This window comes from Mycobacterium fragae, from assembly GCF_002102185.1.
In the GTDB taxonomy this organism is placed as follows: domain Bacteria; phylum Actinomycetota; class Actinomycetes; order Mycobacteriales; family Mycobacteriaceae; genus Mycobacterium; species Mycobacterium fragae.
The window spans coordinates 289,150-314,902 of record NZ_LQOW01000026.1; the positions used below are offsets into that span (position 1 = coordinate 289,150).

27 protein-coding genes are annotated in these 25,753 nt (G+C 64.2%); 17 read left to right on the plus strand and 10 right to left on the minus strand.

Annotated features, from left to right (window positions below; translation table 11 throughout):
• Positions 1–53 precede the first annotated feature (53 nt).
• Positions 54–821 carry an enoyl-CoA hydratase/isomerase family protein gene (locus AWC06_RS15875; protein ID WP_085198934.1) on the plus strand — a complete coding sequence of 256 codons (768 nt, stop codon included), beginning with the start codon at positions 54–56 and terminating at the stop codon, positions 819–821.
• 90 nt (positions 822–911) lie between these two features.
• On the opposite strand, the gene AWC06_RS15880 is transcribed toward AWC06_RS15875, so the two are convergent.
• A complete protein-coding gene (locus tag AWC06_RS15880) occupies positions 912–1,673 on the minus strand; it encodes an SDR family NAD(P)-dependent oxidoreductase (protein WP_085198935.1) in 762 nt (253 codons plus the stop codon).
• A 78-nt stretch (positions 1,674–1,751) separates the two neighbouring features.
• Here AWC06_RS15880 and AWC06_RS15885 point away from each other — a divergent pair, with 78 nt between their 5' ends.
• Together AWC06_RS15885 and meaB are read left to right on the plus strand one after the other, a co-directional pair.
• Complete coding sequence (locus tag AWC06_RS15885) at positions 1,752–2,891, plus strand: thiolase family protein (protein ID WP_085198936.1); 1,140 nt, start codon at positions 1,752–1,754, stop codon at positions 2,889–2,891.
• 7 nt (positions 2,892–2,898) lie between these two features.
• Positions 2,899–3,759 (plus strand): methylmalonyl Co-A mutase-associated GTPase MeaB, encoded by an 861-nt coding sequence (meaB, locus tag AWC06_RS15890; RefSeq protein ID WP_085198937.1) that lies wholly within the window; start codon positions 2,899–2,901, stop codon positions 3,757–3,759.
• Here meaB and AWC06_RS15895 read toward each other — a convergent pair.
• Positions 3,726–4,361, minus strand: coding sequence for a class I SAM-dependent methyltransferase (locus tag AWC06_RS15895; RefSeq protein ID WP_085198938.1), 636 nt, complete (start codon positions 4,359–4,361; stop codon positions 3,726–3,728). The two genes, meaB and AWC06_RS15895, sit on opposite strands and share 34 nt — an antisense overlap.
• A gap of 51 nt (positions 4,362–4,412) precedes the next feature.
• On the opposite strand from AWC06_RS15895, the gene AWC06_RS15900 reads away from it, so the two are divergent.
• On the plus strand, positions 4,413–5,270 hold the full coding sequence (locus AWC06_RS15900) for an SDR family oxidoreductase (RefSeq protein WP_085198939.1): 858 nt from the start codon (positions 4,413–4,415) through the stop codon (positions 5,268–5,270).
• A gap of 17 nt (positions 5,271–5,287) precedes the next feature.
• On the opposite strand, the gene AWC06_RS15905 is transcribed toward AWC06_RS15900, so the two are convergent.
• From AWC06_RS15905 to AWC06_RS15915, 4 genes are all read right to left on the minus strand, one after another.
• Positions 5,288–6,874: a FadR/GntR family transcriptional regulator gene (locus AWC06_RS15905; protein WP_085198940.1), complete on the minus strand. Its 1,587-nt coding sequence runs from the start codon at positions 6,872–6,874 to the stop codon at positions 5,288–5,290.
• 85 nt (positions 6,875–6,959) lie between these two features.
• Positions 6,960–8,282 (minus strand): phytoene desaturase family protein, encoded by a 1,323-nt coding sequence (locus tag AWC06_RS15910; RefSeq protein WP_227371046.1) that lies wholly within the window; start codon positions 8,280–8,282, stop codon positions 6,960–6,962.
• Positions 8,269–8,469: a 4Fe-4S binding protein gene (locus AWC06_RS24000; protein ID WP_139820075.1), complete on the minus strand. Its 201-nt coding sequence runs from the start codon at positions 8,467–8,469 to the stop codon at positions 8,269–8,271. The genes AWC06_RS15910 and AWC06_RS24000 overlap by 14 nt, the downstream gene beginning before the upstream one ends.
• Before the next feature lie 23 nt (positions 8,470–8,492).
• Entirely contained in the window at positions 8,493–9,353 is an 861-nt protein-coding gene (locus AWC06_RS15915) for a mycofactocin-coupled SDR family oxidoreductase (RefSeq protein ID WP_085198942.1), read from the minus strand.
• Between the two features lie 88 nt (positions 9,354–9,441).
• On the opposite strand from AWC06_RS15915, the gene AWC06_RS15920 reads away from it, so the two are divergent.
• The 7 genes from AWC06_RS15920 (at position 9,442) to AWC06_RS15950 (ending at position 14,505) form a co-directional block, all read left to right on the plus strand.
• Entirely contained in the window at positions 9,442–10,665 is a 1,224-nt protein-coding gene (locus AWC06_RS15920) for a cytochrome P450 (protein WP_227371047.1), read from the plus strand.
• A 43-nt stretch (positions 10,666–10,708) separates the two neighbouring features.
• The gene (locus AWC06_RS15925) at positions 10,709–11,422 is read left to right on the plus strand and encodes a hypothetical protein (RefSeq protein WP_085199047.1); all 714 of its coding nucleotides are present in this window, start codon (positions 10,709–10,711) and stop codon (positions 11,420–11,422) included.
• Positions 11,419–12,255, plus strand: a complete 837-nt coding sequence (locus AWC06_RS15930; RefSeq protein WP_085198943.1) for a hypothetical protein — start codon at positions 11,419–11,421, stop codon at positions 12,253–12,255. Before AWC06_RS15925 ends, AWC06_RS15930 begins: the two co-directional genes overlap by 4 nt.
• Before the next feature lie 62 nt (positions 12,256–12,317).
• On the plus strand, positions 12,318–12,839 hold the full coding sequence (locus AWC06_RS15935; RefSeq protein ID WP_085199046.1) for a cytochrome c oxidase subunit 3: 522 nt from the start codon (positions 12,318–12,320) through the stop codon (positions 12,837–12,839).
• A 3-nt stretch (positions 12,840–12,842) separates the two neighbouring features.
• A complete protein-coding gene (locus AWC06_RS15940; RefSeq protein WP_085198944.1) occupies positions 12,843–13,139 on the plus strand; it encodes a cytochrome C oxidase subunit IV family protein in 297 nt (98 codons plus the stop codon).
• Positions 13,140–13,168: 29 nt separating this feature from the next.
• Positions 13,169–14,047, plus strand: a complete 879-nt coding sequence (locus tag AWC06_RS15945; protein WP_085198945.1) for an SDR family NAD(P)-dependent oxidoreductase — start codon at positions 13,169–13,171, stop codon at positions 14,045–14,047.
• Positions 14,044–14,505 carry a nuclear transport factor 2 family protein gene (locus AWC06_RS15950; protein ID WP_085198946.1) on the plus strand — a complete coding sequence of 154 codons (462 nt, stop codon included), beginning with the start codon at positions 14,044–14,046 and terminating at the stop codon, positions 14,503–14,505. The genes AWC06_RS15945 and AWC06_RS15950 overlap by 4 nt, the downstream gene beginning before the upstream one ends.
• A 19-nt stretch (positions 14,506–14,524) precedes the next feature.
• Here the strand turns inward: AWC06_RS15950 and AWC06_RS15955 are convergent, their stop codons facing one another.
• Both AWC06_RS15955 and AWC06_RS15960 read right to left on the minus strand, forming a co-directional pair.
• A complete protein-coding gene (locus AWC06_RS15955; RefSeq protein WP_085198947.1) occupies positions 14,525–15,394 on the minus strand; it encodes an SDR family NAD(P)-dependent oxidoreductase in 870 nt (289 codons plus the stop codon).
• On the minus strand, positions 15,391–16,656 hold the full coding sequence (locus AWC06_RS15960; protein WP_085199048.1) for a cytochrome P450: 1,266 nt from the start codon (positions 16,654–16,656) through the stop codon (positions 15,391–15,393). The genes AWC06_RS15955 and AWC06_RS15960 overlap by 4 nt, the downstream gene beginning before the upstream one ends.
• Positions 16,657–16,841: 185 nt before the next feature.
• Here AWC06_RS15960 and AWC06_RS15965 point away from each other — a divergent pair, with 185 nt between their 5' ends.
• Together AWC06_RS15965 and AWC06_RS15970 are read left to right on the plus strand one after the other, a co-directional pair.
• Positions 16,842–17,840 carry a zinc-dependent alcohol dehydrogenase gene (locus tag AWC06_RS15965; protein WP_264480099.1) on the plus strand — a complete coding sequence of 333 codons (999 nt, stop codon included), beginning with the start codon at positions 16,842–16,844 and terminating at the stop codon, positions 17,838–17,840.
• Between the two features lie 23 nt (positions 17,841–17,863).
• A complete protein-coding gene (locus AWC06_RS15970; protein WP_085198949.1) occupies positions 17,864–18,238 on the plus strand; it encodes a nuclear transport factor 2 family protein in 375 nt (124 codons plus the stop codon).
• Here AWC06_RS15970 and AWC06_RS15975 read toward each other — a convergent pair.
• Both AWC06_RS15975 and AWC06_RS15980 read right to left on the minus strand, forming a co-directional pair.
• Positions 18,235–19,848 carry an FAD-dependent oxidoreductase gene (locus AWC06_RS15975; RefSeq protein WP_085198950.1) on the minus strand — a complete coding sequence of 538 codons (1,614 nt, stop codon included), beginning with the start codon at positions 19,846–19,848 and terminating at the stop codon, positions 18,235–18,237. The two genes, AWC06_RS15970 and AWC06_RS15975, sit on opposite strands and share 4 nt — an antisense overlap.
• Positions 19,849–19,859: 11 nt before the next feature.
• Positions 19,860–20,525, minus strand: coding sequence for an IclR family transcriptional regulator (locus AWC06_RS15980; protein ID WP_227371048.1), 666 nt, complete (start codon positions 20,523–20,525; stop codon positions 19,860–19,862).
• A gap of 103 nt (positions 20,526–20,628) precedes the next feature.
• Between AWC06_RS15980 and AWC06_RS15985 the strand changes: the two genes are divergently transcribed.
• From AWC06_RS15985 to AWC06_RS16000, 4 genes are read left to right on the plus strand one after another with little or no spacing between them, the layout of a single operon-like run.
• Positions 20,629–21,495 (plus strand): alpha/beta fold hydrolase, encoded by an 867-nt coding sequence (locus tag AWC06_RS15985; RefSeq protein ID WP_085198952.1) that lies wholly within the window; start codon positions 20,629–20,631, stop codon positions 21,493–21,495.
• On the plus strand, positions 21,476–23,164 hold the full coding sequence (locus AWC06_RS15990; protein ID WP_085198953.1) for a bifunctional 3-(3-hydroxy-phenyl)propionate/3-hydroxycinnamic acid hydroxylase: 1,689 nt from the start codon (positions 21,476–21,478) through the stop codon (positions 23,162–23,164). Before AWC06_RS15985 ends, AWC06_RS15990 begins: the two co-directional genes overlap by 20 nt.
• Complete coding sequence (locus AWC06_RS15995; protein WP_244899100.1) at positions 23,112–24,032, plus strand: 3-carboxyethylcatechol 2,3-dioxygenase; 921 nt, start codon at positions 23,112–23,114, stop codon at positions 24,030–24,032. The genes AWC06_RS15990 and AWC06_RS15995 overlap by 53 nt, the downstream gene beginning before the upstream one ends.
• Positions 23,999–25,753, plus strand: coding sequence for an FAD-binding protein (locus AWC06_RS16000; RefSeq protein WP_372458103.1), 1,755 nt, complete (start codon positions 23,999–24,001; stop codon positions 25,751–25,753). The genes AWC06_RS15995 and AWC06_RS16000 overlap by 34 nt, the downstream gene beginning before the upstream one ends.

The following is a 25,753-nucleotide window of genomic DNA, read 5'->3' on the forward strand; positions in this document are numbered from 1 at the left end:
GAGCGCGGGCGCAGCCCGGGTGAAGCGGGTCACGACCATCGAAGGAGCCTGACGTGTACGACATGCCGACCGAAATCGACGTCCGCGCCGACGGCGCGCTGCGGATCATCACGCTGAACCGGCCGGATTCGCTCAACTCGGTCAACGACGACCTCCACAACGGGCTAGCGCGACTGTGGCAGCGATTGACCGATGACCCCACTGCCCGCGCGGCAGTCATAACCGGGGCCGGCAGGGCGTTTTCGGCCGGCGGCGATTTTGCGTATCTCAAGGAACTGTCGGAAGATGCCGACCTGCGCGCCAAGACCATCCGCGACGGGCGCGAGATCGTGCTGGGCATGGCCCGCTGCCGGGTGCCGGTGGTGGCGGCGGTCAACGGCCCGGCCGTCGGCCTCGGCTGTAGCTTGGTCGCGCTCAGCGACATCGTCTACATCGCCGAAGACGCCTACCTCGCCGATCCGCACGTGCAGGTGGGGCTGGTGGCCGCCGACGGCGGACCGCTGACCTGGCCACTGCACATCAGCCTGCTGCTGGCCAAGGAGTACGCGCTTACCGGCACCCGGATCTCCGCCGAGCGGGCCGTCGAACTGGGGCTGGCCAATCATGTCGTGGCCGACCCGGTGGCCGAGGCGATCGCCTGCGCCAAAAAGATCATGGAACTGCCGCAGCAAGCCGTCGAGAGCACCAAGCGCGTCCTCAATGTCCATCTCGAGCGCGCCGTCCTCGCCACGCTCGACTTCGCTCTAACCGCCGAGAACCAGTCCTTCCAGACTGAGGATTTCCGCACGATCGTCACCAAGCTGAACGCCGGCAAGAACTAGCGCTGCCGCCCCTCTGGCCTCGAGTGTGAAGCTGCGTTCACGTTCGGCGGCCAGCGTGAAGGCTGGCTTCACGCTCGAGGCGTTAAGCGCTCACTTCGGCGGGAACCGCAGCGCGCCGTCCAGGCGGATGACTTCGCCGTTGAGGTAATCACTTTCGACGATGCTCTGCACGAAGGTGGCGTATTCGGCGGGCCGGCCCATCCGCTTGGGGAAGGGAACCTGCGGTCCCCAGTAGGCCTCCAGCTGGTCACCGGCTTTGCCGTAGGCCGGCGTCAGGAACGTGCCGGGAGCGATGGTGACCACGCGGATACCCAGCGGAGACAGATCCCGCGCAGCGACCAGGGTCATCCCGACGACGCCGCCTTTGGCCGCGGCGTAGGGCAGCTGGCCGATCTGCCCCTCGTAGGCGGCGATCGACGCGGTATTGATGATGACGCCGCGGGCGCCGTCGACCGGCTCTTGACGCGCGATGGCCGCGGCGGCCAGGCGCATCACGTTGAACACCCCGGTGAGGTAGACGTCGATGGTGGCCTTGAACCCGTCCAGGTCCAACGGCGTGCCGTCCTTGCCGATCAGCCGGCCCCCGCTCGCCGGACCGCCATGCGCATCCACCGAGATACGAAGCGGGCCAAGCGATTCCGCTTCGGCCAGCGCCGCCTGAACGTCGTCGGTATTGGTGGCGTCGGTGCGCACATAGCGGGCGCCGAGCTCGTTCTCCAGCTCCTTGCCCTTGTCGTCGGCCAGATCCGCGATGACGACCTTGGCGCCGGCGGAGTGCAGCCGGCGCACCGTCGCCTCGCCCAGGCCGCCGGCACCGCCGACGACGATCGCCGAACTACCACTGATCTGCATCGCTGTTTCCCTTCTTGCAACTCTTACTCTCGAACTGAGAGAATAATGTTCTCATAGCGTCGCGAATGGAGATCACCCGTGCCCGAAGCCGTCATCGTGTCCGCCCTGCGCACCCCCATCGGCACCGCCCGCAAGGGCACGCTGCGCGACACCACCGCATACGAACTGGCACATCACGTGGTGTCGGAAGCCTCGGCCAGCCTGGACTCGGCACAGGTCGACGACGTGATCCTGGGCGAGGGTCTCTACGGCGGCGGTGTGCTGGCCCGCCATGCGGCGATCACGGCGGGGCTGCCGTCGGTGCCCGGCCTGGCCAACAACCGGCATTGTGCGGCCGGTCAGGCGGCGGTGCAGAGCGCGGCGGCAAGCGTGCGGGCGGGCATGGATCAGTTGGTCATCGCCGGGGGTGTGAACTCGGCGTCTACTTCGCCGCGGTCGCGGATGCAGGTCGACGGCGAATGGGTCGACTGGTTCCCGCCGACACATCCCGACCGGCCCGACGCGCCGAACATGGACATGTCGATCACTGTCGGGTGGAACGCCGCGGTCAAGGCCGGGATCAGTCGCGAGGAGATGGACGCCTGGGCGCTGAGGTCGCACCGCAACGCGATCGCCGCGATCGACGAGGGCCGCTTCAAGGAGGAGATCGTCCCGATCGAGACGCCGCACGGGCTGTTCGCGGTCGATGAGCATCCCCGCCGCGACACCAGCGTGGAGAAGCTGGCCGCGCTCAAGCCGCTGCACCCGGAGATCGAGGGTTTCTCGATCACCGCCGGCAACTCCTGCGGCGCAAACGACGGCGCCGCGGTGCTGACCATCGCCAGCGACCGGTTGGGCCTGCCCGCGCTGGCGACCGTGCGAGCGTGGGCGTCGGTAGGCGTCGATCCCGCGGCCACCGGCCTGGCGCCCGTCGAGGCGATCCCGAAAGCCCTTGCCCGCGCGAACCTTTCGCTTTCCGATGTTGAGCTGTTCGAAATCAACGAGGCATTCGCCTCGATGTGCGTGGCTACCGTCAAGCTGCTCGACCTGGATCCTGAGCGGGTCAACGTCAGCGGCAGCGGCTGCTCGCTGGGACATCCGGTCGCGGCCACCGGGGCACGGATGCTGGTCACGCTGGTGCATGAACTGCGTCGGCGCGGCGGCGGGTTCGGGGTCGCGGCAATGTGCGCGGGCGGCGGCATGGGTTCGGCCACGGTGATCGAGGTCCCCGCGCCATGATCATTAGATGACCGTCGCCGATCTGATCGACGCCGCGCGTAACGGTTCCATTCGGGCCGCGGGCCGGTTGCTCAGCCTGGTGGAGAGTGAGCGTCGCGACGAGGTGCTGGCCAGCCTGGGCCCGTCGTCGGTGCACGTGGTCGGCGTGACGGGGCCGCCCGGCGCGGGCAAGTCGACGACGATCGCGGCGTTGGTGGGGGCGTATCGGCAGCGGGATCTGCGGGTGGCGGTGCTGGCCGTCGATCCGTCATCGCCTTTCAGCGGCGGGGCGCTGCTAGGCGACCGGATCCGAATGACCAGGCATATCAACGACTCCCACGTCCTGATCCGCTCGGTGGCGACCCGGGGCCATCTGGGCGGGCTGGCCGCCGCCGTGCCCGCCGCCATCCGCCTGCTCGGGGCATTGTGTTACGACGTGATCCTGCTCGAGACGGTCGGCGTGGGCCAGTCCGAGATCGAAATCGCGGCGGTGGCCGACCCGACCGTGGTCATCCTGAATCCCGGTGCCGGCGACGCGGTTCAGGCCGCCAAGGCGGGCCTGCTGGAGGTCGCCGACATCGTGGTGGTCAACAAGGCCGACCGGGACGGCGCCGAGCAGACCGTTCGCGATCTTCGCGCCGAGACCAAGGCCCCGATCGTCAGCCTCGTCGCCGCCAAAGGTGAAGGCCTCTCGGAGTTGATGGAGGCAATCGATGCTCATCACCGTGCGGACAACCCGGCTCGTCGGCTGGCTCGCGCCCGGGCCCAAATTTTGTCCCTGGCGCAAACCCGGCTGCGGACTCACCCGGAACTCGACCGGCTCGCCGAGTCCGTAGCCGACGGGCACGACGATCCCTACACCGCGGCCGAACGGTTGCTAGCCCCTTGAACTATCCAGCGGACATGTCGACGACCGTAGGCGCGCCGGTCGATGCGCACCGCATCAAAGCCGGCCGCACGGCACTGATCGGCAAAGGATTGCGCCTGGCCGTCGGTCCAGCCATGGCTCGCCAGGCCGGTCGCCCCGGCACGCACCACGCGTTCGATCGCCAGGAATTTCCCACCAGGCCCGAGCACTCGTCGCACTTCAGTGAGGCCGGCGGTGACATCTCGCCAGTGATGCACGGTCGCGACCGACCACACCACCGTGGCCCAAGCATCCGGCACCGGCAGATCTTCCACCGCGCCGTGCGACCAGCTAATCGCCGGATGTCCGCGGGTGAAGGTCCGGGCCAGCCGCAACATCACCGGCGCCGGGTCCACGCCGATCACCTGCGCGCCGCGACGCGCGGCCAGCCTTACCGAACTCCCTGGGCCGCAACCGATGTCGACGACGCGGTCGGCGCCCGACACCGAGGCCACCTCGACGGGCAGGCGCGCGCGAGCACGCCCGGTCAGGAGCATGACAAGCCCCGCCGCCAGCCCGGTAAGCCCGGCGAAGCCGGGATGGTCGGCGTGGTGGTTGACGGCCTGATCCTGCGAGTTGTTCATGTGTCCACCTTGCCCGTTCAAGTCAACCTGAAGTCAATGTAGGAGAGGTTTATGACAGCGCGACCGGTCAGCAGCGAGGTTCTGGTCATCATCGGAGCCGGAGGGATGGGGCTGGCCGTCGCGCGTCGGGTCGGGGCGGGCCGCACGATCGTGCTGGCCGACGTGAACAAGGCAGGTCTGGAAACCGCCGCAGCGGCTCTGAGCGGCGACGGCCACCAGGTGCAGACCCGAGAAGTCGACGTCACCTCACGGTCTTCGGTGGCCGCGTTGGCCGAGATGGCCGAGGGGACAGGACGTGTCACCGCTGTCGTTCACACCGCGGGGCTCTCACCGCAACAAGCATCCGCTGAAGCGGTCCTAGCCGTGGATCTGCTGGGCGTTGCGCTCAGCATCGACGAGTTCGGTCGCATCATCGAGCCCGGCGGCGCCGGAGTGGTGATTGCCAGCATGTCCGGCCACATGCAACCCGCGCTCGATCCGGAGATCGAGCGTCAGCTGGCTACCACGCCGGCCGACGAGCTGTTGAGTCTCGACGTGTGCTCGTCGATGCCTCACAGCGGGCTGGCATACGCATTCGCCAAGCGCGCCAATCAAATCCGGGTCGCCGCCGCGGCCAAAGTTTGGGGCGAGCGCGGTGCCCGGATCAACTCCATCAGCCCGGGTGTCATCTCCACCGCGATGGGCCGACAAGAGCTCGGCGGTGAATCCGGCGGGTTCATGCAAGCATTGCTCGACAACGCCGCCCTGCAACGTATCGGCACGCCCGAGGACATCGCTGCGGCCACCGAATTTCTGCTCGGACCTTCGGCCGGGTATATCACCGGCATCGATCTGCTGGTCGACGGGGGAGTCGTTGCCGGAGTTCAAAGCGGCACAATCGATCTCGCTAAAGCACTCGCCGGTCGATGAACCCGCTCCAACGCCGATTAATCCATCAGGTCGACTATCAACCGTTTGCCGAACTCTGAGTCCTCCGTCCAAGCTTCGTTTACCTTCACAATCTGCGCCCAGAGTTGGCTCGCCCGAGCGTAGTCGTGCTCAGATGCCGCAGAAATGAATTGCATGAACAGACCCTTGACCTTCCGGTTGATCTTGTGTACCCACGGCAGGCCGGTGACGTCGGCGGTGATCGCCGGTTCCAGCCCGAGGCGGATCCAGTGCAAGATCTCCGCGATGACGGTGAGGGCGGGATTCTTGACGGCAGAAAACGTTATCCTCTCCGCCTCGCGCCAAGCCGTGACGAACCGCGCGGTGTCTTCCGTGGTTGCGGCTAACTCGGCCTCCGCCTGGTGCAGCGCGTCGATTTGCCTGACGGTGACCCGCGAGGCGATAAGGCCGATTATCGCGGGCTCCATAAGGCGAATTGCGCGAAGGCAGTCGGCCACGGTCGTACGCCTCGCCTCGAGGACGATGCCCGACAACTGCGCTGCGACGCGGGTAGAGGGTGTGCGAACGGCGGCGCCAGCTCGATCGCCGGTTCGCAGGTCGAGCAGATACTCCATCTCCAAAATTCGTAGTGCTTCGCGCAGCGTCGGGCGCGAGATTGCGAACTCATCCGCCAACTCCGCCAACGGAGGCAACCGATCACCCTCGCCGAGCCGGCCTTCGGCGATGCGGGCCCGGATCTCGGTTGCGACGACCAACGCCCGCCGGGGCATCGACTCGCTTACCGCCTGTCCGGCCTGAGCTCGCCAGAGCGGAGTGATGTCGATGGGCCGGCGCCTGATGTTGCGACTGATCAGGAGTCTGCCAGTTGTGAAAAGGTAGTCGCTCCAGGTGTTCTGGGCCAGCGATGCGTCGCGCCGCCGTACAGCGTCGAGAAAGGCGCTGTGGCTGACGATAACTCGTCTAGCAATCCGCTCGGCCGAAACGGCGTCATTACCACCGATCGACGAGTAGACCTGCCCGGCATAGATGTCGCGGAAGACGCCCGCGATGACGGCCAGGGTGCGGTTGCCCGACAGATCGATCACAGCCTGGTCAAACGCCGACATGGCGGTCACGAATGCGAGCGGATCGCCTGCGGCTGCCCGCTCGGCATCGTGCAGCGCGACCAGAGAGTCCAGTGCATCGGGTCCGGCGCGGACGGCAACTTCCTCTGCCGCCGGTGGCTCAATGACCGACCGGGCCTCTTCCAAATGGGCGAGAGTGGTCCCGCGAAGTTGCAGCAGCAGCGCCACATAGCGACCCACCGCCTCCAGACCCGGCCGCCGGACGACTACACCGCCGCCCCGGCCGCGCTTGATCTCGACGAGCTGCTGCGACTCAAGAATCCTCAACGCCTCGCGGAGAGTGTCGCGCGATATTTGCAGCGCCGTGGTGAGTTCGGCCTCCGGCGGCAGCTGCTGGTCGGTGGCGAGCTCACCGCTCAAGATCTGGCGTCGAAGGTCCGCAGCAAGCAAATGCGAAACCTTCTGCGTGTTGCGCCGGGCGACCGGCCGCAAAACCGCGTCGCGAACGGCGCCGTTCGGGCCGGCTTGTTCGACCGACCGCGGCAGTCCCGTTTGCGTCACGACACGTCCTCACCCAATCACGGCCGAGCAGACAGTCGACCGAGTCATCCAGTTTATCGGCAGAGAACCGCTTCTGATTCTGTGATCACTCCAGCGGGCACGGTTGGTAGCGCTGCATAACATCCGCGGTTGCCAGACGAGCGCTCTTAACCGCTGCCGGCGAACCAAACCACCCGAGGGGCGCCGTGGTATCTCCCACCAGATACAAACCCTCAACAGGTGTCTTCAGCGGCAGGCCGTAACCCGAGTGGGTTCCATACTCAGGCCAATCTCCGTGAAAGGTATCGATACGCAAAATCTCCGCACGCTCGTCAAAACCCGGGATGAAGTCTCGCAGATCCTGCAAACACAGCTTTATGTCATCCTCGAAGTCAAAGGGTGGGTAGGCGGACGCGGGGAAGGCGAATCCCGCCAGCAGATGCTTCCCTTCCGGGGCGATATGCGGATTGCCGTTACTGGGCGTCCAGACCAGAAGCATCCGGCGAGCCTCGGTGAGAAGCCGAACCGACGAGCCCTCCATCAAGGCCTCATCGCTGGTGGCCGCCACACGAATGATCGGCACGGACTTGAGGCTTTCCACTTCCTTGACGTATCCCGCCGAGAGACGTTCCGTCCCTACCAGCTCCAGCGTTTGCCTCGGTCCCGCATTGCTGATGACGGCCTGAGCCTGTATTCCGCATTCCTTCCCGCGCCTCGTGACCAATACCCCTGTTGCCCTGCCGTTATCGACGTTGACCCGTAGCGCCGGACAATGCCTCCACACGTCACCGCCCCGCGCCCTGATGGCCTTCACCAAGGCATTGCTCACGGCGCCGCCGCCGTGCAACGGGAATCCACTCGTCTTCAAACCTGCCTTCTCCGTCTCGGCGATCATGCGGAAATACGCTCCGGCGGGAACCTCCGACAGCCTCAATCCGAAGATCGACGTCACCAGACATTGGAAAACAGCGAGCAGGTCGGGGTTGTCCGTGTATTGCATGATCCAGTCGAGGAAGGACATCGAGCTCGACGGTTCGGTCCACGTGACGGCGTTCATCATCGCCTGGAAAACGCGGCCCATCTCCGCCTCGTCTCGACTGGCGTCGCTGATCAGCGTGGCCATGCCTTCGGCAGTGCCGAAGGGATAATCCTTGCCCTTGAGATGACACACGAGTAGCGGATCGACACCACGAAACTCGAAGTCCACGCCGACTTCGCGACACAACGTGCCGTGAACTTCATCCACAACCAGCGATACTCCGGTGTCTATCTTGTAGCCCTGGAAATCTAGGGTGGCGCATCTGCCACCGAAGAAGGGCATCTTCTCAACGACGATGACGCGGTAGCCCGCGTTGCTCAACAGGGCGCCCGCAGCGAGCCCCCCGATACCGCTACCGACGATTGCTATGTCGCACTTATACTGCTGCACAATTGTTTTCCGCCGCGGCTGGGACTTCGGTTATGGCGTTCACCGGGCAGCCGTGCACGCACTTGAGGCAATCTATACACGTGTCGGCAACCTTGATTTCGCCCCACCCGGTCAGACAATCATCGACTGGACAAAGACAAACGCAGATGCCACAGCCGACGCACTTTTCTTCGCTGATTTCAATCATGTTCCTAGAGCGCCTCTTTCCGGTCAGATGTGGTAGTCGTACCACTTGAGGTAGCCGCCACCGTCGACACGCAATTGGATCCCCGTCACAAATCTCGCGTCGTCGGAGGCAAGCCACACGATCGCGTTACTGATGTCCTCGGGTTCGATGAACGAGATCTTCATCGCTTGCTGCACCCCGAATGCAGGCTCCGCATCGGCGCGTGTCGGATGTTCGAGATCTGGCCGGAAGGCCCGATACATCGGCTCGCTTTGGAGCATTGGCGTGTTGCAATTCGTCGGATGGATGACGTTCGCGCGGATACCGCGCGGCGCCAGCTCGGCCGCAAGGTGGTGGACGTACTGAGAGAGCAGGCGTTTTGCGACCACGTATGCTGTACCACCAGGCTCGGCGCCGGGGTTGTCGTTCTTCGAGGTGTCCATCAACGCCGCGGTTGAGCCGGTCGCGATGATCGACGCCCCCTCCGTCAAGTGCGGAAGAGCGATTTGAATCGCATTGATCGTTCCGACCAGGATCGTGTCGATCGAGTCACTCCACGCCTGGAGTGCCGGTTCGCCACCCAGCGCCATGATGCCGGCCTGCGCGATGACGATGTCGAGCCTGCCGAACCGCTCCATCCCCTCCTGCAAGGCAGAACGAAGCTGCCTTGCGTCGCGCACATCTGCTTGCGCCGTCACAATCTCGCGCCCGGTTTTCTCCACCAGCAGGGCCGTCTCCTCGAGGTCCTCTGGACTGCCCAGCGGATAGTTGACGGTCGCGAGGTCATGGCACAGGTCGACCGCGATGACATCGGCGCCTTCCTCGGCCAACCGCACCGCGTGACTGCGGCCTTGTCCGCGAGCGGCACCGGTAACGAAGGCAACTCTGCCGTCGAGGCGTCCCATGGGTTCCCTTTCCTTGACGATGGTCAGTCGAGGCACAGCCTACCAGTAAATAGTTGACTAGGTCGCCTGTCTGCGCTTAGCTGGGGTGGTGGATTTGTCGAGTTCAACTGTCGCGGGCGGCCGCGTCGAATTCGATCCGTACTCGAACGACTTCTTCGATTCCCCGTACGAGACCTACCGCCGCATGCGCGACGAAGCGCCGGTGTACTACAACCCGACGTATGACTTCTACGCCCTGACACGCTACGAGGACGTCGCAGCGGCCTTGAAGGACTTCGATACCTATTCGTCCGCCAAAGGCATCACGCTCGACATGGTCACAGCCGAGGGGAACGAAGTGCCGCCGGGATACATCATCATGATGGATCCACCTGAGCACGAGAAGATGCGCAAGCTGGTCAACCGCGTCTTTACGCCACGCGCGGTCGCGTCGCTGGAACCGATGATTCGAGCGACGATCACCCACTTCGCGCGCAAACTCGATCCGAAGTCATTCGACGCGGTTGCCGACTTCTCTGCGCTCTTCCCTGTCGAGATCATCACGACGATGCTCGGTGTTCCGGCCGAAGACCGCCAGCAGCTCCGGCTCTGGCTTGACAAGGGTTTGGAACGGGAGCCCGGTTCGATGGGGCCGTCGCCCGAGAGCATCGACGCGATGATGAGGTCGGGTACGTATTACTACGAGCTGGTCCAACAGCGCCGTGCCACACCGCACGATGACATGATCAGCCGGCTGATCGAGGCCGAGGTCGTCGAGGACGGCAAGTCCAGGCGACTCGACGACATCGAGATCGCGTCATTTGCCAACCTGCTTGGTGGCGCGGGCGCGGAGACGGTGACCAAGCTCGTCGGCAACGCAGTCGTCGTGTTCGCCGAGAACCCTGAGCAGTGGCAGCAATTGCGGCGCGACCGCAACAAGATGCCTGCGGCGGTCGAGGAACTTCTGCGGTACGAAGGCCCGACCCAGTACCAGGTGCGATCCAGCACGCGTGACGTGACTCTGCACGGCGTGACGATCCCGGCCGGCAGTGCCGTCTTGCTGATCAACGGCTCCGCCAGCCGCGACGAACGGGTCTTCCCCGATCCCGATCGCTTCGACATCGATCGGGTCCGAAAACTCGGCTACAACTTGAACTTCGGCTACGGCATCCACAGCTGCCTGGGCGCCGCCCTCGCCCGGATGGAGGCGCGCATTGCGCTGGAAGCGCTACTAGACCTGATCCCCCGGTACGAGGTCGACCGCGCAGGCCTGCGCCGCGTCAACATGACCAACGTGTGCGGGTGGTCCAACGTTCCGGTGCATGCGCTATGACCCTGGGCTGCACACCGTTCCGCACCAGACGGGATTCGAGGCGATGAGACGCACTGATGGTGAGTGGATCCTCTTTTGGACGTTGCCTGTGATGGTGCTGATCTGGGTCTCTGCGTTTCTCCTGTTTCCCGGTTTCGTCCATCCAATGTCGCCGACGATGTCAGCGGAACAGGTGGCTGCTTTCTATCGCAATCCGGCAAACCTGTCGCGGATTCGGTTCAGCATGATCTTGTTCAATTGGTTTTGCGTTTGCCTGATACCGGTTTTGATGCTGCTGGTGATGCAGATGCGCCGGATGGCTCACCGCACGCCGATCTTGTCCTACTGCATGATCGCGTGTGCGGCCGGCGGTCCCGCGATCTTCTTGATTGCCAACCTGTTCTGGTTGTTGGCTGCGTTTCGCCCGGAACGACCGCCAGAGCTGACGCAGCTGTTCAACGATCTGGCGTGGGTCACGTTCACCATCCAGGTTCCATATCTGATCATGCAAAGCGTGCTGTTGGCCCTGGCGATCTATTGGGACCGCCAGGACCGCCCGGTGTTCAAACCGTGGGTGGCCCACTTCAACCTTGTGATCGCGGCCGCGCTGTTCCCAGCGGCGTTCACCGGGCTGGCGCTGGGCGGGGCCATGGCCTGGGACGGGCTATTGCCGTTTTGGGTGAAGAACACCTCGATTGCCGTCTGGATCGTCGTGATGGGAGTCGTTATCGGCCAGACCATCCGGCGCCAGCGCGTCGAGGATGGGGTGCCCGCGTGAGCGCACCGACGGCGACGTCGACGGCGCTCGAGTCGCCGTCGGACTCGTTGCTTGGCCGGTTCGCCTGGCACTGTCGCAACAATCCCAAGCGCGAGCTGTGGTTCGCCTGGTGGGCGACAGTGGTGTTCTACAACTTTTTCACGGTGTCGTTCTTCATCCTCAGCCATACGCAGCCGCCGGCGAATCCCGGGTTGGACGCCCACGGTGCCACGCAATGGTTCCACCACAACCATTACGGCATACTCGTCGGCTTCGGCATCGTCTTCGCGGTCACCGGCTTGACGACGCCGCAGAATGCGCTGATCGCCTATTCGATGCGCCGCATGTCGGTGAGCCCCGTGTACGGGTACTCCTATCTTGTCCTGTATTCGCTGAGCGCGGTTCCCGGCATGCTGCTGCTGTGTATCACGATGACCGTCGGCGCCATGCGGCCAGACCGCGACCCTGAGCTGCAACAGTGGTTGTTCGACCTCGCGTTCTTGTCCTACGTCGGGACCATGGGTGTGTTTTTGATCGGGTCGTTGGTGTGGATGCTCGCCATCCTGATCGACAAGAACCGGGTGTTCCCAAAGTGGTTCGGTTATCTGAACCTGTGCAACGCGCTCACCGAGGTCGTGGTGTCGCCGGCATGGATCTTTCACCATGGCGTGTTCGCCTGGAACGGGGTGATCGCCTGGTGGATCGACATGGTGGTATTCGGTATTTATACCGGCGTTTTCATAACTCTGCTGCGGCAGCTGATCCTGCGCGAGGATTTCGGCACCGGACCGCTGCCGGAACTCGCCCCGAAACAGAACCTCGATGCGTCCGAACTCGCGAGGGCGGCATCGTGACAGCAACGCAAGTCAAGACCGACACGAACCCCACCGCCCGGTTCATCCCCGGACAGCCCGACATGTGGGTGTTCGTCCTGTTCGAAACCCTGGTATTCACCAGCTATTTCGTTGTCTACTTGCTGTTTCGCGCACACCATCAGCAGGCGTACCTGCAATCGCAGGCTGACTTGGATCTGCGCATCGGGGTGTTCAACACCATCGTGTTGCTGGCAAGTTCCTGGTCGGTGGCTCGGTGTGTGCAGGCATCCCGCGCGGGCAACTTCCGGGCTGCGTTGAAAGATGCCTTCATCACCTTGTTTTTGGGTGTCGCGTTCTTGGTGTTGAAAGTGCTCGAGTGGGGCAAAGAGCTACGGATGGGCAACGGCTTCACCACAAGCGAATTCTTCCAGCACTATTTCTTCCTTACCGGGATTCACGCCCTGCATGTGGTGATCGGGTTTGTTGCCCTCGGTGTCGTCATCTATCAGCTCTCGAGTCCCGCCCGGCGATCCCAGAACCTCGTCGAAACGGGTGCCACGTACTGGCACACCGTCGACTTCCTCTGGGTCCTGATCTTCGCGTTGCTTTACGTGGTGAGGTGATCGGTGAACCTCGCATTCAACAAGAGACTGCTACTTGTCTGGTTGCTCTTGTCCTCGATGACGCTGGGATACCTGTGGCTGGACCACTCCGCCGATCAGGACGGAACGCTAGTGGCCAGCACCGTGGTCACGGTCAGCGTCATCGTGATCGCACTTGTCAAGGTGCGCATCATCTTCCGCGAATTCATGGAAGTCCGACAGGCGCCGACGGCGCTATGCCGGCTCAGCGACGCCTGGGTGGTCCTCATGGCCGCGTGCCTACTGGGCGCCTACTTCATCGGTACGGCCGTCTCCAACTGAATCATCGATCCGCAGGAAGAGAACCAGGCATGCCAGAGCAAAACCAAAGACCGGTTGTCGTCGTGACCGGAGCCAGTCGCGGAATCGGTCGCGGCATCGCGACCGTGATGGGCAGTCACGGCTGCACGGTCTACGTCACGGGCCGTTCGGAACGGACCGGCCAGACCGAAGACCTACCGGGCACCATCTACGAAACCGCCGAGGCCGTAACCGCCGCCGGCGGCAAGGGAATCCCCGTCGTCTGCGACCATGCCGATGATGCCCAAACCAAGGCTGTGTTCGATCAGGTCGCCGACGAGCAGGGCCGCTTGGACATCCTGGTCAACAACGCGGCGAAGGTGATCGACGCCTTGACCGAGCCAGGGCCCTTCTGGGAGAAGCCACTCGAACTCGCAGACGTGATCGACGTCGGCTTGCGCAGCGCCTATGTATGCAGCCACTACGCCGCGCCGATCATGGTCAAACAAAAGCACGGCTTGATCCTTTTCACCGGCAGCCAGGGCGGGCAGTACTACTTCATGGGTCCGGCCTACGGCGCGCACAAGGCGGGGGAGGACAAGTTCGCCGCAGACATGGGCTATGAACTCAAGGACCATGGAGTCGCGGTGGTCTGCATCTGGTGCGGCGGTGTTCTCACCGACAGGACCAAGAGGATCTTCGGCGCAAACCCGGAGCAGTACTCCGGCGTCGAGGAAATGCTGGAGACACCGGAATTCACGGGCCACGTCATGTGGGCCCTCTACAACGACCCGAAGCTCATGGAGCGCAGCGGGCAGTCGTGGATCGGTGCCGAGTTGGCGATCGAGTACGGGATCAAAGATGAGGGCGACCGGCAGCCTCCAAACATGCGGGAGTGGCTGGGCGTCGCCCCGCGCCGGCAGCCGCTGCCCACGGGCGGTTCCGCATGAACCGCGACAAGGTGGCCGACGAACTCGAGATCCGCAATCTCGTCCATCGCTACGCGGACGCGTCCTCCCGCCGCGATGCCGCCGACGTGGCAAGCACTTTCACCGCCGGTTGCGAATGGACGTCCACAGGATTAGGTCATCATCACGGTCGCGATGCCGTCATGGCGTTTTTCACCGAAATGCTCGCGAACTGGAATGTCTTTATCCAGAGCCTTCTTTCCGGGGTTGTCGCTTTCGACACTGCTGACCCCGATAAGGCGAAGGGGCGCTGGTTCGTAGAGGAGACCGGTCAACGTTCCGAGGGCGCCAACTTGGTCGTGTCGGGCGTCTACCACGATGAATATGTTCGCGACGCGGGCGCGTGGCGCATCCGCCGCCGCCAGTACGATCCGTTGCTCGTTCGCGCCGACGACGCCGTCACCACTCTGCCGTATCCTACGGACGTCCCGGCGTTCTGAGCCCTGAGTGACTTGTCAGTTAGTGCGATAGCAGTCGCAGTTCGTGTTCTTCGCCGATAGAACCTTTGTGCACGCCGGCAACAGGCAGATTTCTGCCTGCGACCTCCGGGATCTGCTTTGACACACCAGGGCCCGACGCGAAAAGACCACCGTCCACGACCAGACTTTCTCCGGTGACAAAGGCGGCGTCGTCACTGGCAAGGAACAGGGCGGCAGCGGCAACATGATCACCGGTGCCGGCTTCCGGCCAGGGCTGCTTGCCCGCGAATTCGCGCTCGGTGCCGGAGGTGTCAGAGCCGCCTGCGGCCAACGGCGTTGCAATGAAGCCCGGGCAGATTGCGTTGACGCGAATACGATCAGGTGCCAGCTCGACAGCTGCGGATCGGGTGAGGTTGATGACGGCGGCCTTCGCTGCGGAGTACACCAATGGCCCGGCGTCTCCCGATAGTCCACCCATCGACGACGTGTTGATGATGGCGCCACCGCTGCCGCGCGCCCGCATGACCCGAGCTGCGTGCTTGATGCCGAGGAACACGCCCTTGGCGATAATCGCGAAGGTGTAGTCCCAATCGTCGGCGGTCGTCTCCGTCAGCGGGCCGATTGCACCCGTGATGCCTGCATTGTTGAAAACGATGTCAAGCCCACCGAATTGGTCAACCGCTCTGGCAATCATCGCCTCGACGTCGGCTTCCTTGGCAACGTCGGTGCGGATGAAGTCGACTTGTTCAAAGCCCTGACGGCGCGCTTCAGCGACGGCGGCTTCACCGGTCGCCAAGTTGTAGTCAGCGATGACAACGGCAGCTCCTTCTTGAAGGAACCGCAGAACCGACGCCAACCCAATGCCGCTGGCGCCGCCGGTGATTACACTCACCCGGTCCTTGAGCTTCATGCCACCGGGGTGAATTCAATGTGCAGTTCTTTCAGTCCGCGCGCAAAGAAGGTGGGGTCATATGAGTAGCGGCGTTCACCGGGCAGCCCGTGATGTGGCTCGGATATTTTGATGTCGCTCATCCGTGCCAGCACGCGCTCGAAGGTGACGCAGCCTTCGACGCGCGCAAGAGAAGCGCCGGGACAGCTGTGGGCGCCGCGTCCGAACGCAACGTGCTCACGGACATTCGGCCGCTCGAGGCGGAAGTCATCCGGCTCTTCGAAGCGGGCAGGGTCGCGATTGAATGCGCCCAGCAGCAACATGATCGTGCGGCCGGCAGGCACCGGCACACCGCCGATAGTGGTGGTCTTGCTGGCCAGCCGGAAGTGGCTCTTGATTGGGCTTTCCAAACGCAGCGTTTCCTCGAGAAAGTTCGGAATGAGGCTGCTATCTTCACGCAGCCGTCGCTGTAGCTCTGGGCGCTCGGCGAGTTCACGCATGGCAAAGCTCAGCATTTGCGTCGTGGTTTCTTGACCGGCTGCGAACAGGAAGGTGGCCAGGTGGACGACATCGACGACATCCGGCGTTGATTCGTCGGGATATTTCGCCTGGGCGAGGAAGGTCATCACATCGTTGCGGGGCGTACGCCGACGGTCCTCGACGTACTCGGTGAACCTTTCCTCCAAGAACTCCAACGGATTATGAGCGACTTGCTGCGCTTCCGCCGACGCGCTACGCGACGCGGCCAGCTTCTCCCGGAAAGTGTCATGGTCCTCGGCGGGAACGCCGAGCAGATCTGCGATAACCAGCATCGCGAAGGATCGCGCGTACTGATTGAGGAAGTCGCCCTTTCCCAAGGGGATGAAATTGTCGAGTTGGTTGTCGGCGAGCGACCACATGAACTCTTCGTTCTCCTTGAGCCGCCGCGGGGTCATCAACCTGCTCAGCAAACCCCGCACTTCGGTATGACGCGGCCGGTCAAGAGTAGCCATGTAACCGCTGAACGGCAGCTCGTCTCGATGCTGTGCGATCTGGTCTGTGATGTCATCGCCACTCGGCTCGAAGGGCAACGGGGCGAACGGTCCCAACACCGCATTGCAGGCAGAGAAGCCCTCGAGGTTTTTGTAAACCGACATGGCCGCTTCGTAGCCAGTGACTGCCACGATGCCATTGTTGGGGTCGACGCGAACTGGGCAAACTGAGCGCTGCTCGGCGTAGTACCGGTAGGGGTCGTCGATCAGCGCCTCATTGGTGAAGAACTCATTCGAGTCGAACGGGCTCACCGGCACGCCTCCTTAGGAACTTCCGGCCGCTGTGCAATAAAATAGTTGACTAGGTCGTGTGTATCAGCTTACATCTCGCGCCGAGGAGGTCAAACCGCGGTGCGTTTCCGGCCGGACATAGAGTTCCAAAGACCGCGTGAGCACTAACACAGGTTCGCTGAGAGGAAGTTTTGGTGAAAGTCGCAATGGTCAGCGGGCCGGGGCAGACCCAGGTCGTCGACGCGCCGAAACCGACGGTGGGGCCGAACGATGTCCTGGTGAAGATGCGCGCGTGCGGCATCTGCGGCTCAGACGCGTTGTACATCTCGTTAGGTGGCATGCCGCCACGCATGGGCGAAATGCCGCTCGGCCATGAACCCGCCGGCGAAGTTGTCGAAGTCGGTGATGACGTGCACGGCATATCAGCGGGCGATCACGTTGTGATCAATCCGATGGCCGCGCCGACTGGCATCATCGGCAATGGTGGTCCCACAGGTGCGCTCGCCGACTATCTGCTCATCGAGCAAGCGGTCCGCGGCGAAAGTTTAGAAGTTGTGCCTGAGCACATCCCCTTCGAAGTGGCAGCGCTCAACGAGCCGATGGCGGTAGCGCGGCATGGCGTGAATCAAGCGACGCCGAAACCCTCCGACAAAGTGGTGGTGTTCGGGGCGGGCCCGATCGGGCTCGGCGCGACAATCAGCTTCAAATCGGTTGGGGTGAAACACGTCGTCGTCGTCGACGTGATTCCCTCTCGGCTCGCTAAGGCCCTCAAGGTGGGTGCGGACGCGGTGATCAACTCCGCCGAAGAAGACGTCGCCCAGCGCCTGATTGAAATCCACGGCGCCGGCGAGGCGATGTTCCCTGGAAAAGCGGCATCCGATATCTACCTCGACGCCGCAGGCGTGCCCGCGGTGATCGATACAGCGCTGACGACGGCGAAGCCCGGGGCCAGACTCGCCGTCGTCGCCGTACACAAGGAGCCGGTACCCGTCGACTTCGTCAACATCATGGGGAACGAGATCACCATCGTCGGGTCGATGGGCTATCCGCGAGAGATCTTCGAGGTGACCAAGGACATCATCGCCAATTGGGAGAAGTATGCGGTTATCGTGAGCCACGCCATTCCGTTTGACGACGTAGAGGAAGCGCTGCGGATTGCTGCCACACCTGGAGCCGCCGACAAGGTCGTCGTAACCTTCAGCTGATCACGAGGAAGGACTTGATCCATATGACACGCTCCGCCGATGAACTGATCACCGAGTTCTGCAAGCAGTGGGCATCTCCGAATCCGGACGAGCTGGCCGGATACTTCGCCGAAGATGCTGTGTACCACAATATTCCAATGGATCCGGTGCAAGGACGCCAGGCGATCAAGGAGTTCATCGCCGGATTCACCGCCGCCTTCGACGGGATCGACTTTCAAGTTCACCGGCAGGTCAGCGACGGCACGCTGGTGATGAACGAACGCACCGACGTAATGCACCGCAAGGACGGCGGCGAAATACCACTGCCGGTGATGGGCGTTTTCGAGGTGCAAGATGGCAAGATCGCGGCGTGGCGAGACTACTTCGACATGGCGGCCATCACCAAGGCGTTCAGCTAGTCCACGGACCCGCCCGTCGCCGCGGAGTAACCGGCGCGGAAGCCGAAAACCATTGCCGGGCCGATGGTCCCGCCAGCGCCCCCGTAGGCCCGACCGGTCACCCCGGCCATCGCGTTGCCGGCGGCGAACAGGCCCGGTATCGGAGCGCCCTTGACGTGCAAGACGCGTCCGTCGCGGTCGGTGCGCGGCCCGCCCTTGGTTCCCATCGCGCCCACCGATACGGGGACCGCATGATAGGGCGCGGTGTCGACCGGGCCCAGCGTTTTGCCGGCCAGTGTCGTCGCGCGTTCGTCGCCCCAATACCCGTCGTATGCGCTCGAGCCACGGCCGAAGTCGGGATCCGATCCCTGTCCGACGTTGCGGTTCCAGTTCTCGATCGTGCGGGTGAGCCCGTCGCATGCGATGCCGGTGTTGGCGGCCAGCTCGGCGAGATCGGCCGAGGCGCAGAACCAGTCCGGAACCGGTTCTCCCGGTGCGACCCCCAAAAATCCGTAGCGTTTGAGGTGAAGTGAGTCGAAGACGATCCATGCCGGGTCGTTGACGTAGCCGTCGCGCGGGTCGAGGTAGTGAAAAGCGCCCGCCATCGAGTTGTAATCGCACGCCTCGTTGACGAACCGCCGTCCGGCCCGGTTGACGATGATGCTGCGCGGACGGGTTCGTTCCAGCCGGACGCTGCGGCTGCGCTGCTTGCCGTCGATCGTGTCGCCGGGGATCTGCACGATCGGCACCCACCACGCCTCGCCCATGTTGGCAAGGTCGGCGCCGTGAGCCATCGCCATCCGCAAGCCGTCGCCGGTATTGTGCGGCGGCGACACCGGGCCGTGCATCGGCCCGCGCAGAAAAGCGTTGACCAGCACCGGGTTCCACTCGAAGCCGCCGGTGCCCAGGATGACGCCGCGCCGCGCACGCACGTTTACCTGCTGCCCGGCGCAGTCAATGCGGACTCCGACGATCACGCCATCCTCGCCGAGCAGCTCGTCGGCCCGCGACCCGGTGCGCGGCGTCACGCCCAAGTCCAGCAGTCCCTTCAGCAACCCGGCGATCAGCGCCGTGCCCGCCACGCACAAGTCGGTGGCGCTCTCGTCGACCTCCGCGTGCAACCTGGCCCTGGTCTCGGCGTCGAAACCGACGTTGGACCAATCCGCGGGAAACGACGTGATCCTCGTCCGCCATTCGCCGAGCTGTGCGAGATCGTAGGGGACCGCGCTGAAAGACCGCCCCCCAGAAGGGCGCCCGCCCGGCAGCTCCGGTTTGTAGTCCGGAAAGCCCGTCGCGATCTCGAAACGCAAATCGCTGTGCGCCTCGACGAAGTCGAGCATCGACGGGCCGGTCCGCACGAACGTCTCGACCAGGGCGTCGTCCATCGAACCATGCGACTGCGCACGCAGGTAGCTCAACGCGTCAGCCACCGTCAATTCCCCGTCCGGCGAACGGTTATGTGCGGGGATCCACACCACGCCGCCCGACACCGCCGTCGTGCCGCCGACGGTCGCGGCCTTTTCGTAGACCGCGACCGAGGCGCCGTTGGCGGCGGCCGTCAGCGCGGCGGTGAGGGCCGCAGCGCCGCTGCCCAGCACGACGACGTCGACTTCATGGTCCCAAGCCGGCATCAACAGTCCCTTCAGCTGAGTATCGCCGATAATTCCTTGGCCGCCTTGATGACTGCGTCCTTGCCGCGCATCACGACGTCTTCCCGGTGCGAGATCAGGTTGATACATGTCGGCGGCGACGGGGGCTCGCGGCGGACCGCAACGGCCAGACCGTACGTATTCGGCTCGATCTCTCCGTGGGTGATCACCCAACCTTGCTCGCGGGCAACCGCAACCAGGTCGCGTTCCCCCGAGCGCGGCGGCATGCTCGCCAGCAACGCGATACCGGCGGCGCCGCGATTCAACGGATAGCGGCTGCCCTCGTGGAAGGCCAGTTGGTAGGCGACCTGGGTGGGGACGATCACCGCAACGGCCACCTGCTGGTCGCCCTCGGCGACCAACAGCGACACCGTGGTGCCCAGATCGTCGGCGAGCGCGCGCAGGGTCGGCACACTGAGCTGTCGCACATTGCGGTCGAACGACGCGCCGAGCACCGCCAGGCCCGCAGCCGGACGGTAACGGCCGTCCTCGCCCTTGGCCACGAACCTGAACTGGGTCAGCGTCGCGAGAAGCCGGTAGGCGATTGTCCGATGCACCCCAACCCCGTCGGCGACCTGTTGCACGGTCATTCCCGACGGAGAGTCGGCCACCAGTTGCAGCGCGTTGAGGCCCCTGGCCAGGGTCTGAGAACCGTTCACGGCCTCGTCGCTTCCCTTGACAGGGACCCAGCTGAGAGTGATGCTCTATACATAGTGCACATCGCTGTGCGATTTTAGCACACTGACTACCCGAGAGGAACCGGTGGCCGAGCACGAGAGCGTGTGGAGTGATCTGCAGGGCGTCCCGTTCGAGCAGGGCTACCTGGACGCCGGCGGCGTGCGAACCCGCTATCTGCACGCCGGCGACGCGGATGACAAGCCGGTTCTGATCCTGCTGCACGGATCGGGCGGCCACGCCGAGGCTTACGTCCGCAACCTGGAGGCGCACGCCGAGCACTTCTCGACCTGGTCGATCGACATGCTCGGGCACGGCTACACCGACAAGCCCGGCCATCCGCTGGAGATACCGCACTATGTCGAGCATCTGATGGCGGTCCTCGATGCGATCGGCGCGAAGCGAGCCCACCTGTCCGGCGAATCGCTGGGCGGCTGGGTGGCGGCGCGCGCCGCCGTCGACCATCCCGACAGGGTCGAGCGCCTCGTGCTCAACACCGCCGGCGGCTCGCAGGCCGATCCCGAGGTGATGCAGCGGATCATCACGCTATCCATGGCGGCCGCCGAAAACCCGACCTGGGAAACCGTGCAGGCCCGGATCAAGTGGCTGATGGCGGACAAGTCCAAGGACTACGACGACCTCGTGGCAAGCCGGCAGCGGGTGTACCGACAACCGGATTTCGTCGCCGCGATGCGCGACATCATGGCGTTGCAGGACCCGCAGATCCGGGCGCGAAACCTGCTGGGCCCCAACGAGTACGGGGCGATCACCGCGCCCACGCTGGTGTTGTGGACCAGCGATGACCCGACCGCCGATGTCACCGAGGGCCGCCGCATCGCGTCGATGATCCCCGGCGCGCGATTCGAGGTGATGCCCGGTTGCGGTCACTGGCCGCAATACGAGGACCCCAAGACCTTCAACCGCCTACATCTCGATTTCCTGTTGGGGCGCTGAGGTGACACAAGACGTTGACGTCGTCGTGGTCGGGGCCGGCCCGGTCGGGTTGACGTTGGCCAATATCCTTGGGCTGCAAGGAGTGCGGACCGTGGTGGTCGAGGAGCGCGAGACGCTCATCGACTACCCGCGCGGGGTCGGTCTGGACGACGAGGCGCTGCGCACCTTCCAGGCGATCGGTTTGGTCGACCGCATCCTGCCGCACACTGTGCCGAACCAGATTCTGCGGTTCTTCGACGCCAAGCATCGGCTGCTGGCCGAAATGGCCCCGGCCGACGCCCGTTTCGGCTGGCCCAAACGCAACGGTTTCGTACAGCCGCTGGTCGACGCCGAATTGCTCGGCGGCTTGGACAGATTCGACCACGTCGAGGTGTGGTGGGGCCGTCCGATGATTTCCTGCACCGAGACAGGCGACGCGGTCACCGTCGAGCTCGGCGGCGGAGGTGACACGAGTGTGCGGGCGCGCTACGTCGTTGGCTGTGACGGCGGGCGAAGCGCGACCCGGCGACTGATGGGTGTGTCCTTCGACGGCACCACCTCGCCGACGCGCTGGCTGGTGGTCGACATCGCCAACGATCCGCTCGGTCACCCGAACAGCGAGGTCGGCGCCGACCCGCGGCGCCCGTATGCGTCGATCTCGATAGCGCACGGAATTCGCCGGTTCGAGTTCATGATTCACGCCGACGAGACCGACGAACACGCAGAGGATCCCGCGTTCCTGGCGCGCATGCTGGCGTCGTTCGTCCCCCATCCTGACCGTGTCGAGGTGATCCGGCACCGGATCTACACCCATCACTCGCGGATCGCCGGGGCGTTTCGTCGGGGCCGGCTGCTGCTGGCCGGCGACGCCGCGCATCTGATGCCGGTATGGCAGGGCCAGGGCTACAACAGCGGCATCCGGGACGCGGCGAACCTGGGTTGGAAGCTTGCCGCGGTGGTGACCGGATGCGCCGATGATGCGTTGCTCGACACCTACGACGTGGAACGACGCAAGCACGCCCGGGCAATGATCGATCTCTCGACCATGGTGGGCCGCGTCATCTCGCCGACCAATCGGCGTGTTGCCGTCGCCCGGGATCTCGTGGTGCGATCGGCCTCAATTGTGCCCATGCTCAAGCGGTATGTGCTGGAGATGCGGTTCAAGCCGATGCCGCGCTACGAACACGGGGCCGTCGTGCATACTGCACCGGACTCGCCCGTCGGCACCTTGTTCGTGCAACCCCGCGTCGATACCCGTGAACATCAGAACGTCATGCTCGACGACGTCCTCGGCGACTGGTTCGCGGTACTGTGCTGGAACAACAATCTCCGCGAAATCCTCGGTGCCACAGCGTTTGCAAACTGGAAGGCGCTGGGCGCAAAGTTCGTGGCGGTGCGGCCGCTGGCTCAGTTGCACTGGACCGGACACGACGATCCTGACGTCACGATCGTCGGCGATCGCAGCGGTGACCTGAAGGCCTGGTTCGACGCTCACCAAGAGTCCGTGCTGTTTTTGCGCCCCGATCGTTGCATAGCCGGCGCGTGTATTGCTCAGCTCGCGCCCGAGCTGAGCACTTCGCTTTTCGACGTCCTCACCCTGAGACCAGGAGGAAACCGTGGCGCTAGCACTGTGCTGTATGTCCCACAGCCCCCTACTGAATCTGCCAGGGCCGTCGCAGGACCTCCTTGATGACATCGAAACCGCGATCGCGCAGGCACGAGAGTTCGTCCTCAGCTTCGACCCGGAGCTCGTCGTCATCTTTGCGCCGGACCACTACAACGGCTTCTTCTATAAGCTGATGCCCCCGTTCTGCATTGGCACGGATGCGCAGGGCGTCGGCGACTACGGAACCCACGCCGGGCCGCTCGACGTTCCCGAGGCCATCGCGGTCGGCTGCGCGAAAGTAGTGCTGTCCGCCGGCGTCGACATCGCGATATCGGCGAGCATGGACGTCGACCACGGCACCGTCCAGCCGCTGGAGAAACTGTTCGGTAAAGCGACTGCACGGCCGGTGATTCCGTTCTTCGTCAACTCGGTCGCCACCCCGCTGGGGCCCTTGCGTCGTTGCCGCGCCCTCGGCACTGCCGTCGGCAGCTACCTCGCCACCCTGGGCAAGCGAGTGTTGGTCGTGGGATCCGGTGGCCTGTCCCATGATCCGCCGGTACCGACCCTGGCGACTGCCAATCCGACTGTGGTGGAACGCATTGTGCACGGCCGACCCATGACCTCCGAACAGCGGATGGCCCGCCAGACCGCGGTGATCGAGGCGGCCAGGAGCTTCGCCGACGGGTCAAGCGAGCTGCAACCGCTCAACCCGGCGTGGGATCACCGCTTCCTGGAGATCGTCGACGACGGGAAACTCGAAGACTTGGATCACTGGTCCAACTCATTCATCGCTCACGAGGGCGGCAACTCCGCCCACGAGATCCGCACCTGGGTAGCCGCATTCGCCGCGCTGGCGGCCGCGGGGCCCTATCAGACCGGGGTGCGCTACTACAAAGCGGCCGCCGAGTTGCTCGCCGGATTCGCGGTCCGAACGGCGGTGCCCACGACGTGACCCACCAAGTTGATGTGCTGGTGATCGGCTCGGGCGGCGGCGGTATGACCGCCGCGCTCACCGCCGACGCCTCCGGCCTGGACACTTTGGTCGTCGAAAAGTCCAATTACTTCGGCGGTTCCACTGCGCTGTCCGGCGGTGGGATCTGGGTACCGGGAGCACCGGCACAGCGCCGAGAAGGGTACGCGCCGTCGCCGGACGGCGTCGTCGATTATCTACGGCGCATCACCGATGGTTTGGTCAGCGATGCGCGGATCCGCCAGTACGTCGAGGCGGCGCCGCAGATGATGGAATTCCTCGAGCAGCTCAGCCCATGGTTCGAATTCGTTTGGAAGCCCGGCTACGCCGACTACTACCCGGAGCTGCCCGGCGGATCGGAACTGGGCAGCACGATCAATGTGCCTCCGATCGATCTGCGCACACTGGCGGAGGAGGAGCAGCACCTGCTGCAGCCCCTGGCTCTGGCGCCGCGTGGAATCTGGCTGGGCCCCAAGGAGCTTCGGTCCTTTTATCAAGTGCGCCAGTCCTGGGCAGGCAAGGCCGTTTTGGTGAAGCTGGTGTGGCGGATGGTACGGGCGCGTGTCTTCGGCGATCGAATCGCAGCAATCGGGCAGTCGCTGGCAGCACGGCTGCGACTGGCGATGAAGGACCGCGGCATCCCGCTGTGGCTGGAATCCCCGATGACGCAGCTGCTCACCGACGGCAACGGATCAGTCACCGGCGCGGTCGTCGTGAAAGACGGCACAGCACAACAGGTCTGCGCAAGCCGAGGCGTCATCCTGGCATCCGGCGGATTCGACCATGACCTCGCCTGGCGCAAAGAACAGCTGCCGATCGTCGACCACGATTGGAGCTTCGGCAACCCCGCAGCCACCGGCGACGGCATCCGCGCGGGTCAACAGGTGGGCGCCGGCACCGATCTGCTCGACGAGGCCTGGTGGTTCCCGGCCATCCAATGGCCCGACGGCCGTATGCAATTCATGCTCAACGAGCGCATGATGCCGTCACAGTTCATTGTCAACGGCGACGGGAAGCGCTTCATCAACGAGGCCGCGCCGTACATGGACTTCGGCCACGCCATGATCGAGGGACAGAAATCCGGTGTCACGCACATTCCGTGCTGGCTCATCACCGATCACCGCTCGTGGAACCGCTACGTGATCGCCGGGCATCTTCCGCTACCGAAGATTCCCGGCGCGCCGGTCCCCACCGGCCGAAAGCTCCCCGACGCCTGGCTGCAGTCCGGTGTGGTCAAGACGGCGAACAGCTGGGATGAGCTCGCAAGCCAGATCGGGGTTCCGCCGGCCGCACTCCAAGAAACCGCCGCGCGGTTCAACATGCTGGCCCGCAGCGGACACGACGACGACTTCAACAGAGGTGACAGCGTTTACGACAATTACTACGGAGACCCCACCCTGAAAAACCCCAACCTCTATCCGCTTTGCAAACCGCCCTACTACGCCTTCCAAGTCGTCCTCGGCGACCTGGGCACATCAGGTGGTCTGCGCACCGACGAATACGCCCGGGTACTGCGAGCCGACGACACCGTGGTGCGCGGCCTGTATGCCGTCGGTAACACCGCGGCACCGGTGATGGGACGCAGCTACGCCGGTGCCGGCGCGACCATCGGGCCCGCCATGACCTTTGGCTATGTCGCAGCCAAACACATCGCAAACGAAATCAGAACCACTACTACCGAATCGGCGTCACAACGGAGGTAA